Annotated in this window: 12 protein-coding genes; 4 read left to right on the top strand and 8 right to left on the bottom strand. The window is 69.9% G+C overall.

All coding sequences use genetic code 11. The features are described from left to right. Positions 1-303 precede the first annotated feature (303 nt). The 3 genes from MHW47_RS23595 to thyX all read right to left on the bottom strand — a co-directional run bounded on the left by MHW47_RS23595 (position 304) and on the right by thyX (position 3,928). Positions 304-1,989: a ribonuclease J gene (locus MHW47_RS23595; RefSeq protein WP_239225778.1), complete on the bottom strand. Its 1,686-nt coding sequence runs from the start codon at positions 1,987-1,989 to the stop codon at positions 304-306. Positions 1,990-2,137: 148 nt separating this feature from the next. Further along, a complete protein-coding gene (gene dapA, locus MHW47_RS23590; protein WP_239225777.1) occupies positions 2,138-3,037 on the bottom strand; it encodes a 4-hydroxy-tetrahydrodipicolinate synthase in 900 nt (299 codons plus the stop codon). Positions 3,038-3,190: 153 nt separating this feature from the next. Beyond that, positions 3,191-3,928 carry an FAD-dependent thymidylate synthase gene (thyX, locus tag MHW47_RS23585; RefSeq protein ID WP_239225776.1) on the bottom strand — a complete coding sequence of 246 codons (738 nt, stop codon included), beginning with the start codon at positions 3,926-3,928 and terminating at the stop codon, positions 3,191-3,193. Positions 3,929-4,117: 189 nt separating this feature from the next. On the opposite strand from thyX, the gene MHW47_RS23580 reads away from it, so the two are divergent. Together MHW47_RS23580 and MHW47_RS23575 are read left to right on the top strand one after the other, a co-directional pair. Further along, on the top strand, positions 4,118-4,357 hold the full coding sequence (locus MHW47_RS23580; protein ID WP_239225775.1) for a hypothetical protein: 240 nt from the start codon (positions 4,118-4,120) through the stop codon (positions 4,355-4,357). A 94-nt stretch (positions 4,358-4,451) separates the two neighbouring features. Beyond that, the gene (locus MHW47_RS23575) at positions 4,452-5,003 is read left to right on the top strand and encodes a hypothetical protein (RefSeq protein WP_239225774.1); all 552 of its coding nucleotides are present in this window, start codon (positions 4,452-4,454) and stop codon (positions 5,001-5,003) included. 71 nt (positions 5,004-5,074) lie between these two features. Here MHW47_RS23575 and MHW47_RS23570 read toward each other — a convergent pair whose 3' ends face one another. The 5 genes from MHW47_RS23570 to rpsO all read right to left on the bottom strand — a co-directional run bounded on the left by MHW47_RS23570 (position 5,075) and on the right by rpsO (position 10,523). After that, a complete protein-coding gene (locus MHW47_RS23570) occupies positions 5,075-5,566 on the bottom strand; it encodes a tetratricopeptide repeat protein (RefSeq protein ID WP_239225773.1) in 492 nt (163 codons plus the stop codon). Positions 5,567-5,578: 12 nt separating this feature from the next. Next, positions 5,579-6,331 (bottom strand): 4-hydroxy-tetrahydrodipicolinate reductase, encoded by a 753-nt coding sequence (gene dapB / locus MHW47_RS23565; RefSeq protein ID WP_239225772.1) that lies wholly within the window; start codon positions 6,329-6,331, stop codon positions 5,579-5,581. 38 nt (positions 6,332-6,369) lie between these two features. Then, on the bottom strand, positions 6,370-7,749 hold the full coding sequence (locus MHW47_RS23560) for a pitrilysin family protein (RefSeq protein WP_239225771.1): 1,380 nt from the start codon (positions 7,747-7,749) through the stop codon (positions 6,370-6,372). After that, positions 7,746-9,962: a polyribonucleotide nucleotidyltransferase gene (locus tag MHW47_RS23555; RefSeq protein ID WP_239225779.1), complete on the bottom strand. Its 2,217-nt coding sequence runs from the start codon at positions 9,960-9,962 to the stop codon at positions 7,746-7,748. The genes MHW47_RS23560 and MHW47_RS23555 overlap by 4 nt, the downstream gene beginning before the upstream one ends. A 270-nt stretch (positions 9,963-10,232) precedes the next feature. Further along, on the bottom strand, positions 10,233-10,523 hold the full coding sequence (rpsO, locus tag MHW47_RS23550) for a 30S ribosomal protein S15 (protein ID WP_018102307.1): 291 nt from the start codon (positions 10,521-10,523) through the stop codon (positions 10,233-10,235). A 230-nt stretch (positions 10,524-10,753) separates the two neighbouring features. Here rpsO and MHW47_RS23545 point away from each other — a divergent pair, with 230 nt between their 5' ends. Both MHW47_RS23545 and MHW47_RS23540 read left to right on the top strand, forming a co-directional pair. After that, positions 10,754-10,987: a DUF397 domain-containing protein gene (locus MHW47_RS23545; RefSeq protein ID WP_239225770.1), complete on the top strand. Its 234-nt coding sequence runs from the start codon at positions 10,754-10,756 to the stop codon at positions 10,985-10,987. Between the two features lie 273 nt (positions 10,988-11,260). After that, the coding region (locus MHW47_RS23540) for an SCO5717 family growth-regulating ATPase (RefSeq protein ID WP_308381686.1) at positions 11,261-12,224 on the top strand (964 nt) is incomplete at its 3' end.

The following is a 12,224-nucleotide window of genomic DNA, read 5'->3' as shown; positions in this document are numbered from 1 at the left end:
TTTCCTCCGGGCGCTTCCCTTCGGTCTTGCGTTTCCGACTCTATCAGACTCTTTCGTGTCCGATTCCCGGTCGAAGCGGGTCAAACGTTTTTCGCTTTCCAGGTCTTCGCTTTCGCGTTTCCCTTTCCGGCGGACCCGACTTTATCAGAAGTTCTGAGTCGGAATTCCCGCCCCCTCTGCGGAAGCTCAGGGCGCACGTGTGCGCTCGCTGCTTCCCGGTGAGGCGGAGACGTAAACGTACTGGAGCGGGGCGCCCCGATGCAAATCGAGGGCCCCGCTCCGGAGTTCGCGCCTGTCGGCGGGTCAGACCTCGACGACGACGGGGAGGATCATCGGGCGCCGGCGGTAGGTGTCGGAGACCCACTTGCCCACCGTGCGGCGGATGAGCTGCTGGAGCTGGTGCGGCTCCATCACGCCGTCCTGGGCCGACCGGTCGAGCGCCTCCTCGATCTTCGGCACGACCGCGGTGAACGCCGCGTCCTCGATGCCGGAGCCCCGCGCGTGGATGTGCGGGCCGCCCACGATCTTGCCCGAGGTGCTGTCCACCACCAGGAACACCGAGATGATGCCCTCGTCGCCCAGGATGCGGCGGTCCTTGAGCGAGGTCTCGGTGACATCGCCGACCGAGAGGCCGTCCACGTACACGTACCCCGCCTGGACCTTGCCCACGATCTTGGCCTTGCCGTCGACGAGGTCCACGACGACGCCGTCCTCGGCGATGACGATGTGGTCCTTCGGCACTCCGGTGAGCGCGCCCAGCTCGGCGTTGGCCCGCAGGTGACGCCACTCGCCGTGGACCGGCATCAGGTTCTTCGGGCGGCAGATGTTGTAGAAGTACAGCAGCTCGCCGGCCGAGGCGTGGCCCGAGACGTGGACCTTGGCGTTGCCCTTGTGGACGACGTTCGCGCCCCAGCGGGTGAGGCCGTTGATCACGCGGTACACGGCGTTCTCGTTACCGGGGATCAGCGACGACGCCAGGATCACCGTGTCGCCCTGGACGATGCGGATCTGGTGGTCGCGGTTGGCCATCCGGGACAGCGCCGCCATCGGCTCGCCCTGCGAACCGGTGCAGACGAGCACGACCTCGTCGTCCGGCAGGTCGTCCAGCGTCTTGACGTCCACGACCAGGCCCGCCGGAACCCGCAGATAGCCCAGGTCGCGGGCGATGCCCATGTTGCGGACCATCGAGCGGCCGACGAAGGCCACCCGGCGGCCGTACTCGTGGGCCGTGTCCAGGATCTGCTGGATGCGGTGCACGTGGCTGGCGAAGCTCGCCACGATGATGCGCTTCTGCGCATTGGCGAAAACGTTCCGCAGAACGTTCTGGATGTCCCGCTCGGGCGGAACGAAGCCCGGCACCTCCGCGTTCGTCGAGTCGGAGAGCAGCAGGTCGATGCCCTCTTCGCTGAGTCGCGCGAAAGCGTGCAGGTCGGTCAGGCGGCGGTCCAGCGGCAGCTGGTCCATCTTGAAGTCACCGGTGGCGACGGCCAGGCCGGCGGGGGTCCGGATGGCAACCGCGAGGGCGTCCGGGATCGAGTGGTTCACCGCGATGAATTCGCAGTCGAAGACCCCGATGCGCTCGCGCTGCCCCTCCGCCACCTCCAGGGTGTACGGGCGGATGCGGTGCTCCTGGAGCTTGGCCTCGATCAGGGCCAGGGTCAGCTTGGAGCCGATGAGCGGGATGTCCGGCTTCAGGCGCAGCAGGTACGGGACGCCACCGATGTGGTCCTCGTGGCCGTGCGTGAGGACGATGCCCTCGATGTCGTCGAGGCGGTCCCGGATGGTGGTGAAGTCCGGCAGGATCAGGTCGATGCCGGGCTGCTCCTCCTCGGGGAAGAGGACACCGCAGTCGACGATGAGCAGGCGGCCGCCGTACTCGAAGACCGTCATGTTGCGGCCGATCTCACCGAGACCACCGAGCGGGGTGACCCGGAGGGCGCCCTTCGCGAGCTTCGGCGGCGTGCCGAGTTCAGGATGCGGATGACTCAAAAGACTCTCCTCACCACGCGCGCCACGTACCGCTTGGGCACGTGGCGCGCATGTCATTCGTGCACTTGCTGTTGTCTTGGTTGGTGCTGGGGCGCGGATGGCCCGCGTATTCCGTCATGGAGCACGTATTCAGTTGTGAAGTCCGTTGTCAGAGCTCTACCCCGCCGGCGGCAAGATCGATCTTGAGCTGGGCCGTCTCCTGCTCGGTCAGCTCGACGAGCGGCAGGCGCAGCGGGCCCGCCGGGAGTCCCTGGAGGGTCAGGGCGGCCTTGGTGGTGATCACGCCCTGGGTGCGGAACATGCCGGTGAAGACCGGCAGCAGCTTCTGGTGGATCTCGGTGGCCTTCTGCACGTCCCCGCCGAGGTGCGCCTCGATGAGCGCCCGCAGTTCCGGCGTGACGACGTGGCCGACGACCGAGACGACGCCGACCGCGCCGACGGACAGGAGCGGAAGGTTCAGCATGTCGTCGCCGGAGTACCAGGCGAGACCCGAGCGGGCGATGGCCCAGCTGGAGCGGCCGAGGTCGCCCTTGGCGTCCTTGTTCGCGACGATGCGGGGGTGCTCGGAGAGCCGTACGAGTGTCTCCGTGTCGATCGGCACACCGCTGCGGCCGGGAATGTCGTAGAGCATCACCGGCAGGCCGGTCGCGTCCGCGATGGCGGTGAAGTGCCGGAACAGGCCCTCCTGCGGGGGCTTGTTGTAGTACGGAGTCACGGCGAGCAGGCCGTGCGCACCGCTGCGCTCGGCGGTGCGGGCCAGCTCGATGCTGTGCCGGGTGTCGTTGGTGCCGATGCCGGCCACGATGTGCGCCCGGTCACCCACCGCTTCGAGGACCGCCCTGACGAGCTGGTCTTTCTCCGCGTCGCTGGTGGTCGGGGACTCGCCGGTGGTGCCGTTGATGATCAGGCCGTCGTTGCCTGCGTCCACCAGGTGGGTGGCGAGCCGCTGCGCGCCCTCGAGGTCGAGAGCACCGTCCGCCGTGAACGGCGTGACCATAGCGGTGAGGACCCGCCCGAAGGGGGTCTGCGGAGTGGAGATCGGAGCCATGGGTAACACGCTACTCGTTGCTCGGCGCACGGTACCCCCTCGGGGGGACAAGCAAGAGGAGCCCGGCACTGCCTGCTCGGGGGTTCAAGCAGTGCCGGGTCCGTTTGATCAGCCTAGATGAACTACTCGAAACGCCGCAATACGGACACCGCCCTACGGGGCGACCCGTCCATTTTTGTTGAAGGCTGCATAGGTGAGCGGCATGAGCCGCGCCCAGTGCGCCTCCATCTGCTCGCCCACCATCTCGATCTCCCGCTGCGGGAACGACGGCACCTTCGCCAGTTCGTGCTGCGTGCGCAGGCCGAGGAAGTGCATCAGCGAGCGTGCGTTGCAGGTGGCGTACATCGTGGAGTACAGGCCGACCGGGAGCACGGCACGGGCCACCTCGCGGGCCACGCCGGCCGCGAGCATCTCCTGGTACGCGTCGTAGGACCGCCGGTAGGACTCCTCCATGGCGCTGCTGGTGAGCGCGTGCTGCTCCGGGGTTCCCTCGACGAATTCGTACTTGCCGGGGCGGCCCTGCTGGATGAGCTTGCGGGAGGTGTCGGGGACGTAGAAGACCGGCTGCAGCTCCCGGTAGCGGCCCGACTCCTCGTTGTACGACCAGCCCACGCGGTGCCGCATGAACTCGCGGAACACGAAGATCGGGGCGCTGATGAAGAAGGTCATCGAGTTGTGCTCGAACGGGCTGCCGTGCCGGTCCCGCATCAGGTAGTTGATGAGCCCCTTCGAGCGCTCGGGGTCCTTGGCGATCTCCTCCAGGGACTGCTCACCGGCCGTGGACACACGGGCGGCGAACAGGACGTCGGCGTCGCCCGCGGCGGATTTCACCAGGTCAACGGTGACATCGCTGCGGAAATGGGCCTTGGTGGGCTCGGGAGTCTCGGTCACCGGCGGGGGTCCTTCCAACGACATCGCTCGGGCGGCGTCCACTCTACGGGCCGGAATACGGGCCTCTGATCCAGCCCGGGCCCGCGGACATCTGTGCGGACGAACCGGCGATTTTGGGCACCGATCGGGCCCGTCGTACGTCTGTATGGGTGAGCCCCCATCCGAGAGAACCACCGAGGAGAGCCACCCATGTTCCGCCGGCGGGAAGCCGTCCCGTTCTCGTTCGTCGCCGAGGCCGACCGCTTCCGCAGCAATGTCACTCCCCCGCCCCGCGCCCGCAGTACGGTCTCCGAGCGGGCCGGGCGCGTCCTCGTCGGCCTCGTCGTCGTCGGCGGCCTCGCCGGAGCGCTGCTCCTGGGCCTGCCCGCGCTGGGCCCCGAGCAGACGCCCGTACACACGCAGCAGACCGAGGCCGCGGACGGGCGCTGACCCGGACGGACCCCCTGGGGTGGTCCGTCCGGCCACCTCCTCGGTAGCCTCACCGGGCACAGCAATCGAGCGTGCTTGTGAGTGAGGATCAGTCGTGCCCCTGCCCTTCCTGACGGCCGACCGCGCGTTTGACGCGAACGCCGAGGACGTCGCGTTGCCGTTCGACGACCACGACAGCTGGCGGCGGCCCTACCGCCCCGGCCCGTGGCGGGTCGCCGCCGCGGCCGGTCTGCTGCTGCTCGCCTCGTTCATCCTGTTCGCGGGAATGATCACCGCGTTCGCCGGAGCGCTGCCCGGAGCGGGGGCGTGCCTCGCGCTCGCCCTCGCGATCATCCTGTGCGCCCTGCGGATGCTGCGCATCGGCGCGTGGGTGAGCCGGCACGGTGTGCGGCGCGTCGGCTTCTTCCGTACGACGACGGTGCCGTGGAGCGGCGCCACCGCCGTACGGACGGTGCAGCAGCCCGTGAAGTGGCTCGGCTTCCCCCGTACGGTGCAGGGCCAGGCGCTGATCGTCGTCCGCAAGGGCGGGGACGCGGTGCCGCCGCTGCTCACCGACTCCAACGCGGATTTCCTCGCGCGGGGCGAGGCGTTCGATCGTGCCGCGGACACGATCGAGGCGTGGGGGGACGAGTACCGGCCGCGGTAGCGGTTCGTTCGTACGGTCGATGCCGTCCGGTGAGCGAGGGGTCCTCCTCACCGGACGGCATCTTTTTGTGCTCAGACGCCGGAGGGGCTGGTCGGCTCGCCCGGTCGGCCGGCGGGTCCGGTCGGGTGGGAGCGGTGCAGGGCGATGGCTCGTTGCATGGCCTTGCGGGCGCGGGGGGTGTCCCTGGCGTCCTGGTAGGCGACGGCCAGGCGGAACCAGCAGCGCCAGTCGTCCGGGGCGTCCTCCGTCTCCTCGCGGCGGCGTTCGAACACGGCGTCGGCGGAGGCCCGGTCGATGCGTCCGCTGGGCGTCCGCAGCAGGTCGTCGACCGGAAGGCCGCCCTCCGCGTCCAGCTCGGCGGCCAGGGCGTTGGCCCTGCGGACGAACTGGGTGTTCTTCCACAGGAACCAGACGCCGATCGCCGGCAGGACGAGGACGGCGACCCCGAAGGCCACCGTCACCGGGGTGCCGTGCTCGATGAGCAGGACGCCCCTGCTGCCGACCAGGACGAAGTAGAAGACCAGGACGGCGGCGGTGACGACATAGGTGATCTTTGCGCGCATGGCGGGGACCAGTCAGTTCAGGTCGAGGAAGTGTTCCAGGCCGAAGGTGAGGCCGGGAGCGGTCACCACGCGGCGGGCGCCGAGCAGGATGCCCGGCATGAAGCTGCTGTGGTGCAGGGAGTCGTGGCGGATGGTGAGGGTCTCGCCCTCGCCGCCGAGCAGCACCTCCTGGTGGGCCAGGAGGCCGCGGAGCCGGACCGAGTGGACCGGGATGCCGTCCACGTCGGCGCCGCGCGCCCCGTCCAGCGCGGTGCTGGTGGCGTCCGGCTGGGGGGCGCTGCCCGCGTCGCGGCGGGCGGCGGCGATGAGCTGGGCGGTGCGGGCGGCGGTCCCCGACGGGGCGTCGGCCTTGTTGGGGTGGTGCAGCTCGATGACCTCGACGGACTCGAAGTAGCGGGCCGCCTGCTGGGCGAACTTCATGGTGAGGACCGCCCCGATGGAGAAGTTCGGGGCGATGAGGACACCGGTCTCCGGGGAGGCGGCGAGCCAGGTGTTCAGCCGCGCGAGCCGTTCGTCGGTCCATCCGGTGGTGCCGACCACCGCGTGGATGCCGTGTCCGACGCAGTATTCGAGGTTGTCCATCACCGAGGCGGGGGTGGTCAGCTCGACGGCGACCTGGGCGCCGGCCTCGACCAGGGTCTCCAGGTCGTCGCCCCGGCCGAGGGCGGCCACCAGCTCCAGGTCGTCGGCGGCCTCGACGGCTCGTACCGCCTCGGAGCCGATGCGGCCCTTCGCACCGAGAACGGCCACGCGCAGCTTGCTCATTGCTCTGCTTCCTTACGGGAGGATCTGGGCTCGGGGTTTCAGGCGACCGCGTCGTGGAGGCGGGCGGCCTGCTTGTCCTTGAGCGGTCCGATGACGGACAGCGAGGGGCGGTGTCCGAGGATGTCGCCCGCCACCGCGCGTATGTCGTCCGGCGTGACCGCGCCGATACGGGTGAGCATGTCGTCGACCGACATCTGCTCGCCCCAGCACAGCTCGCTCTTACCGATGCGGTTCATGAGCGCGCCGGTGTCCTCCAGGCCGAGGACGGTGGAGCCGGAGAGCTGGCCGATGGCGCGGCTGATCTCCTCGTCGCTCAGCCCGTCCGAGGCGACCCGGTCCAGCTCGTCACGGCAGATCCTGAGGACGTCGTGCACCTGGTTCGGGCGGCAGCCCGCGTAGACGCCGAACAGGCCGCAGTCCGCGAAGCCCGACGTGTACGAGTAGACGCTGTAGGCGAGGCCGCGCTTCTCCCGTACCTCCTGGAAGAGGCGGGAGCTCATGCCGCCGCCGAGGGCGGTGTTGAGGACGCCCAGGGCCCAGCGGCGCTCGTCGGTGCGGGAGAGGCCGGGCATGCCGAGGACCACGTGGGCCTGTTCGGTCTTGCGGCCCAGCACCTCGACCCGGCCGGCGGTCCGCAGGGTGCGGGAGCCCTCGCGGGGCGCGGTGGGGACGGCGTCGGTGCGGGAGAGGGCGCCGGCCGCTTCGAACGCCTTGCGGACCCGGCGTACGACGGCGGCGTGGTCGATGTTGCCCGCGGCGGCGACGACGAGCCGGGTGGGGTCGTAGTGCTTCTTGTAGAAGCGGGCGATCCGGCCCCGGTCCAGGGCGTTGATCGTGTCGACGGTGCCGAGGACGGGGCGGCCCAGCGGGGTGTCGCCGAGCATGGTGTGCGCGAACAGGTCGTGCACGCAGTCGCCCGGGTCGTCCTCCGTCATCGCGATCTCCTCCAGGATCACGCCGCGTTCGGCGTCCACGTCCTCGGGGGCGATCAGCGAGCCGGTCAGCATGTCGCAGACGACGTCGATGGCCAGCGGCAGGTCCGTGTCGAGGACCCGCGCGTAGTAGCAGGTGTACTCCTTCGCCGTGAAGGCGTTCATCTCGCCGCCGACCGCGTCGATGGCGGAGGAGATGTCGAGGGCGCTGCGCTTGGCGGTGCCCTTGAAGAGGAGGTGCTCCAGGTAGTGCGTGGCGCCGTTCAGCGCGGGCGTCTCGTCGCGTGATCCGACGTTGGCCCAGATGCCGAAGGTCGCGGAGCGTACGGAGGGCAGGGTCTCGGTGACGACGCGGAGGCCGCCGGGCAGGACCGTGCGGCGGACCGTGCCGATGCCGTTGCTGCCCTTGAGAAGCGTTTGGGTACGGGCGACGGCCCGCCCCTCCGAGGAGGGGCGGGCCGTCGTCGCGGAACTACGGGACGTCACTTGGCGGCGTCGTCCTTCTTCTCGTCGTCTTCTTCACCCTCGATGACGGGGATGAGGGAGAGCTTGCCGCGGGAGTCGATCTCGGCGATCTCGACCTGGACCTTGGCGCCGACGCCGAGGACGTCCTCGACGTTCTCGACGCGCTTGCCGCCGGCGAGCTTGCGGATCTGCGAGATGTGCAGCAGACCGTCCTTGCCCGGCATGAGCGAGACGAACGCACCGAAGGTGGTGGTCTTGACGACCGTGCCCAGGTAGCGCTCGCCGACCTCCGGCATGGTCGGGTTGGCGATGGCGTTGATCGTGGCGCGGGCGGCCTCGGCCTGCGAGCCCTGCTGGGCACCGATGTAGATGGTGCCGTCGTCCTCGATCGTGATGTCGGCGCCGGTGTCCTCCTGGATCTGGTTGATCATCTTGCCCTTGGGGCCGATGACCTCGCCGATCTTGTCCACCGGGATCTTGACGGTGATGATCCGGGGGGCGTTCGGGGACATCTCGTCCGGGACGTCGATGGCCTCGTTCATCACGTCGAGGATGTGGAGGCGGGCGTCGCGGGCCTGCTTCAGCGCGGCGGCCAGGACCGAGGCGGGAATGCCGTCGAGCTTGGTGTCGAGCTGGAGCGCGGTGACGAACTGCTTCGTACCGGCGACCTTGAAGTCCATGTCACCGAAGGCGTCCTCGGCACCGAGGATGTCGGTGAGGGCGACGTAGTGGGTCTTGCCGTCGATCTCCTGGGAGATCAGACCCATGGCGATGCCGGCGACGGCGGCCTTGAGGGGCACACCGGCGTTCAGCAGGGACATGGTGGAGGCGCAGACCGAACCCATGGACGTCGAGCCGTTGGAGCCGAGGGCCTCGGACACCTGGCGGATCGCGTAGGGGAACTCCTCGCGGGACGGCAGCACCGGCACGATGGCGCGCTCGGCGAGCGCGCCGTGGCCGATCTCACGGCGCTTGGGCGAGCCCACGCGGCCGGTCTCACCGACGGAGTACGGCGGGAAGTTGTAGTTGTGCATGTAGCGCTTGCGGGTCACCGGGGAGAGGGTGTCCAGCTGCTGCTCCATGCGGAGCATGTTGAGGGTGGTGACGCCCAGGATCTGGGTCTCGCCACGCTCGAACAGGGCGGAGCCGTGCACGCGCGGGATGGCCTCGACCTCGGCGGCGAGCGTACGGATGTCCGTGACGCCGCGGCCGTCGATGCGGACCTTGTCCTTGATGATGCGCTCGCGGACCAGCTTCTTGGTCAGCGCGCGGTAGGCGCCGGAGATCTCCTTCTCGCGGCCCTCGAACTCGGGGAGGAGCTTCTCGCCCGCGATCTCCTTGACGCGGTCCAGCTCCGCCTCGCGCTCCTGCTTGCCGGCGATGGTGAGCGCCTTGGCCAGGTCGGTGCCGACGGCCTTGGTGAGGGCCTCCAGGACGTCGTCCTGGTAGTCGAGGAAGACCGGGAACTCGCCGGTGGGCTTGGCGGCCTTGGCGGCGAGGTCGGACTGGGCCTTGCAGAGCACCTTGATGAAGGGCTTGGCGGCTTCCAGACCGGCGGCGACGACCTCTTCGGTCGGGGCCTCGGCGCCGTCCTTGACGAGCTGGATGGTGCGCTCGGTGGCCTCGGCCTCGACCATCATGATCGCGACGTCGCCGTCCTCCAGGACGCGGCCCGCGACGACCATGTCGAAGACGGCGTCCTCGAGCTCGGTGTGCGTCGGGAAGGCGACCCACTGGCCCTTGATCAGCGCGACACGGGTGCCGCCGATGGGGCCGGAGAAGGGCAGGCCGGCCAGCTGCGTCGAGCAGGAGGCGGCGTTGATCGCGACCACGTCGTACAGGTGGTCCGGGTTGAGCGCCATGATCGTCTCGACGATCTGGATCTCGTTGCGCAGGCCCTTGGCGAAGGAGGGGCGCAGCGGCCGGTCGATCAGGCGGCAGGTGAGGATCGCGTCCTCGGAGGGGCGGCCCTCGCGGCGGAAGAACGAGCCGGGGATCTTGCCCGCGGCGTACTGCCGCTCCTCGACGTCCACCGTCAGGGGGAAGAAGTCGAGCTGGTCCTTGGGCCGCTTGGAGGCGGTAGTGGCCGACAGCACCATGGTGTCGTCGTCCAGGTACGCGACGGCGGAGCCGGCGGCCTGCTTGGCGAGGCGGCCCGTCTCGAAGCGGATGGTGCGGGTGCCGAAGGTGCCGTTGTCGATGACGGCCTCGGCGTAGTGGGTCTCGTTCTCCACTAGTGAATTCTCCATACTCGTCGTCTTTCGTCCGGACGCCCGTGTGGCGCCGGACAGTGCGGAGAAGCGCACCGTGTGTGCGGGGCCGGTCTTCGATCGAAGCTCCCGGACGTTGTTCCGGGGGCCACTACCGAGGACCGGCGGCGGCCGTGGGGCGCCTCTCCTCGTCTGTTGTTGTACGTCCAGGTTACTGAGGTTGCCCCCGGTACCGCACGTACGGCAAAGGGAGCGGCCCCCTGGGTGAGGGAACCGCTCCCTTGCACAGCGTCTCTACTTGGCGCCGCCGGCCGCACCGCGGCGGATGCCGAGGCGGTCGACGAGCGCACGGAAGCGCTGGATGTCCTTCTTGGCCAGGTACTGCAGGAGGCGGCGACGCTGGCCGACCAGGATCAGCAGACCACGACGGGAGTGGTGGTCGTGCTTGTGCGTCTTGAGGTGCTCGGTCAGGTCCGAGATGCGACGCGAGAGCATGGCGACCTGAACCTCGGGGGAACCGGTGTCGCCCTCCTTGGTCGCGAACTCGGTCATGATCTGCTTCTTCGTAGCGGCGTCGAGCGGCACGCGGTACTCCTCTTGGTGTTCGATGCGCCCACGAGTGCCCCTGGTCTGGTTCTCAGGGGAGCTTGGGTGACTCGGGAGCGAGGGTCCGATGAGCGCAGTCCCCAGAACGAACCGGGAACGCGTACACAAACGGCCGCAGCCAGACTACCAGTCGTCCGGAGCCGGTCCCGCCGCCCGCCCCTCCCCCTGTACGGTGCGGAGCGGAGTCGGTACGGAAAGGAACCCACACGATGGGCACACAGGCGGAGAAGGACGAGCTGTACGCACTCGACATCTCGGGGGTGGAGTGGCTGTGCGCCCCCGGCACGGAGCAGGAGGAGGAGCGCGTCGAGATCGCGCACCTGCCCGGCGGCGGGGTGGCGATGCGGTCCTCACTGGACCCCGACACCGTGCTGAGGTACACGGAGGCCGAGTGGCACGCGTTCGTCCTCGGTGCCAGGGACGGCGAGTTCGACCTCAAGTAGGCGTCTCCGGAAACACCGGGCAGCCGGGGGCACGTTCACGCGAACGTGCCCCCTTCGACCGTTTTGTGGGTCATTTCCCTTGATACGGGGCTGTGTTCGCGCTGTCATACGGCCTGCCGTGGCGGTGCCCCTGGCGATTAGGGTGGTTGCGGACGCGGCAGAGAACCTATGGGCAGGCCATGGGCGTCCCAGGGGGAGAGCCGGGCGATTCGCGTGACGGAACCGCCCCCACCCACCACGGCACAAGGGTGCTCGACCACACCAGGAGGCAAAGTGAACGGCGATCGGGACGAGATGCGCGGGGGCTGGGACAAGCCCGTCGACGAGTCGTCCGACGCGGAGCCCGCCGACGCGACGGGTGAGTTCACCATCGACTACACCCCGCCCGCCTGGTACACGCGGAACGCGCCGGGCGACGCCTCGAACGGGGCCGGTTCGCCGCTGGCCCCGCCGCCGCCGAGCGGTGAGCCGGTTCCGCTGCCCCCGCCGCCCGCGCACCGGGGCTTCGACCCCGACCGGGCACCGGCCGCGCCGGAGCCCGACAGCGGTGACCTGGAGAGCGGCGCCACGATGCGGTTCTCGGCCGCCGCGCTGAAGCGGGAGATCGAGGAGCGGGAGAGCGCGGAGCGCGCGTCGGACGACGAGGCGCCGTCCGGCGCGGCCGGTGCCGTTGCGGACGGCGCGGCGGCGGACGTGCGGGACGACGTGCCCGGCCGGGTGTTCGACTTCGAGCCCGAGGAGCCCGAGAAGCCCGAGGAGTCCGGGCGCTCCGGCCACGACGCCCCGGAGCCGGTCGCCGAGGCCCGCGGGACGTCCCCGGCCGAAGGGGTTGCGGACGACGGGGACGGGGAAGCCGGCGAAGCGCTCGCGGAGGCCACCGACGCCTCCTCGGAGCCGTACGCCCCGAAGCCGTACAGCCCCAAGCCGTTCCCGTCCGAACCGGCCGACGCGGTGCCGTCGGACGCGGTTCCCTACGACGAGGTCTCCGCCCGGTCCGGGGCGGACGAGACGGACGGGGCCGAGGACGACACTCCCGCCGACGAGGCACCGGTCGCGGACGCCCCGGTCACGGACGCCCCGGCCGACGCCGTGCCGGCCGACGCGGCTCCCTCCGACGCGGCTCCCTCCGATGCCGCTCCGGCCGACGGCGCGCCGCAGGACGCCTCGTCCTCCCCCTGGGCGCCGGCCCAGGCGCAGGGCGGTCTGCCGCCGCTGCCGCCCGCCTTCCAGCCGGCCG

The sequence above is a fragment of the Streptomyces sp. OfavH-34-F genome (assembly GCF_022347745.1).
In the GTDB taxonomy this organism is placed as follows: Bacteria; Actinomycetota; Actinomycetes; order Streptomycetales; family Streptomycetaceae; genus Streptomyces.
The sequence above is the reverse complement of the archived record's forward strand: the minus strand, read 5'-3'. Positions and strand labels throughout refer to the sequence as shown.

Bases quoted from the DNA above. Each gene is read 5' to 3' on its own strand.
- MHW47_RS23545 (WP_239225770.1), top strand. From the start codon at position 10,754: ATGGGCACACAGGCGGAGAAGGACGAGCTGTACGCACTCGACATCTCG.
- dapB (WP_239225772.1), bottom strand. From the start codon at position 6,331: ATGAGCAAGCTGCGCGTGGCCGTTCTCGGTGCGAAGGGCCGCATCGGC.
- MHW47_RS23570 (WP_239225773.1), bottom strand. From the start codon at position 5,566: ATGCGCGCAAAGATCACCTATGTCGTCACCGCCGCCGTCCTGGTCTTC.
- dapA (WP_239225777.1), bottom strand. From the start codon at position 3,037: ATGGCTCCGATCTCCACTCCGCAGACCCCCTTCGGGCGGGTCCTCACC.
- MHW47_RS23580 (WP_239225775.1), top strand. From the start codon at position 4,118: ATGTTCCGCCGGCGGGAAGCCGTCCCGTTCTCGTTCGTCGCCGAGGCC.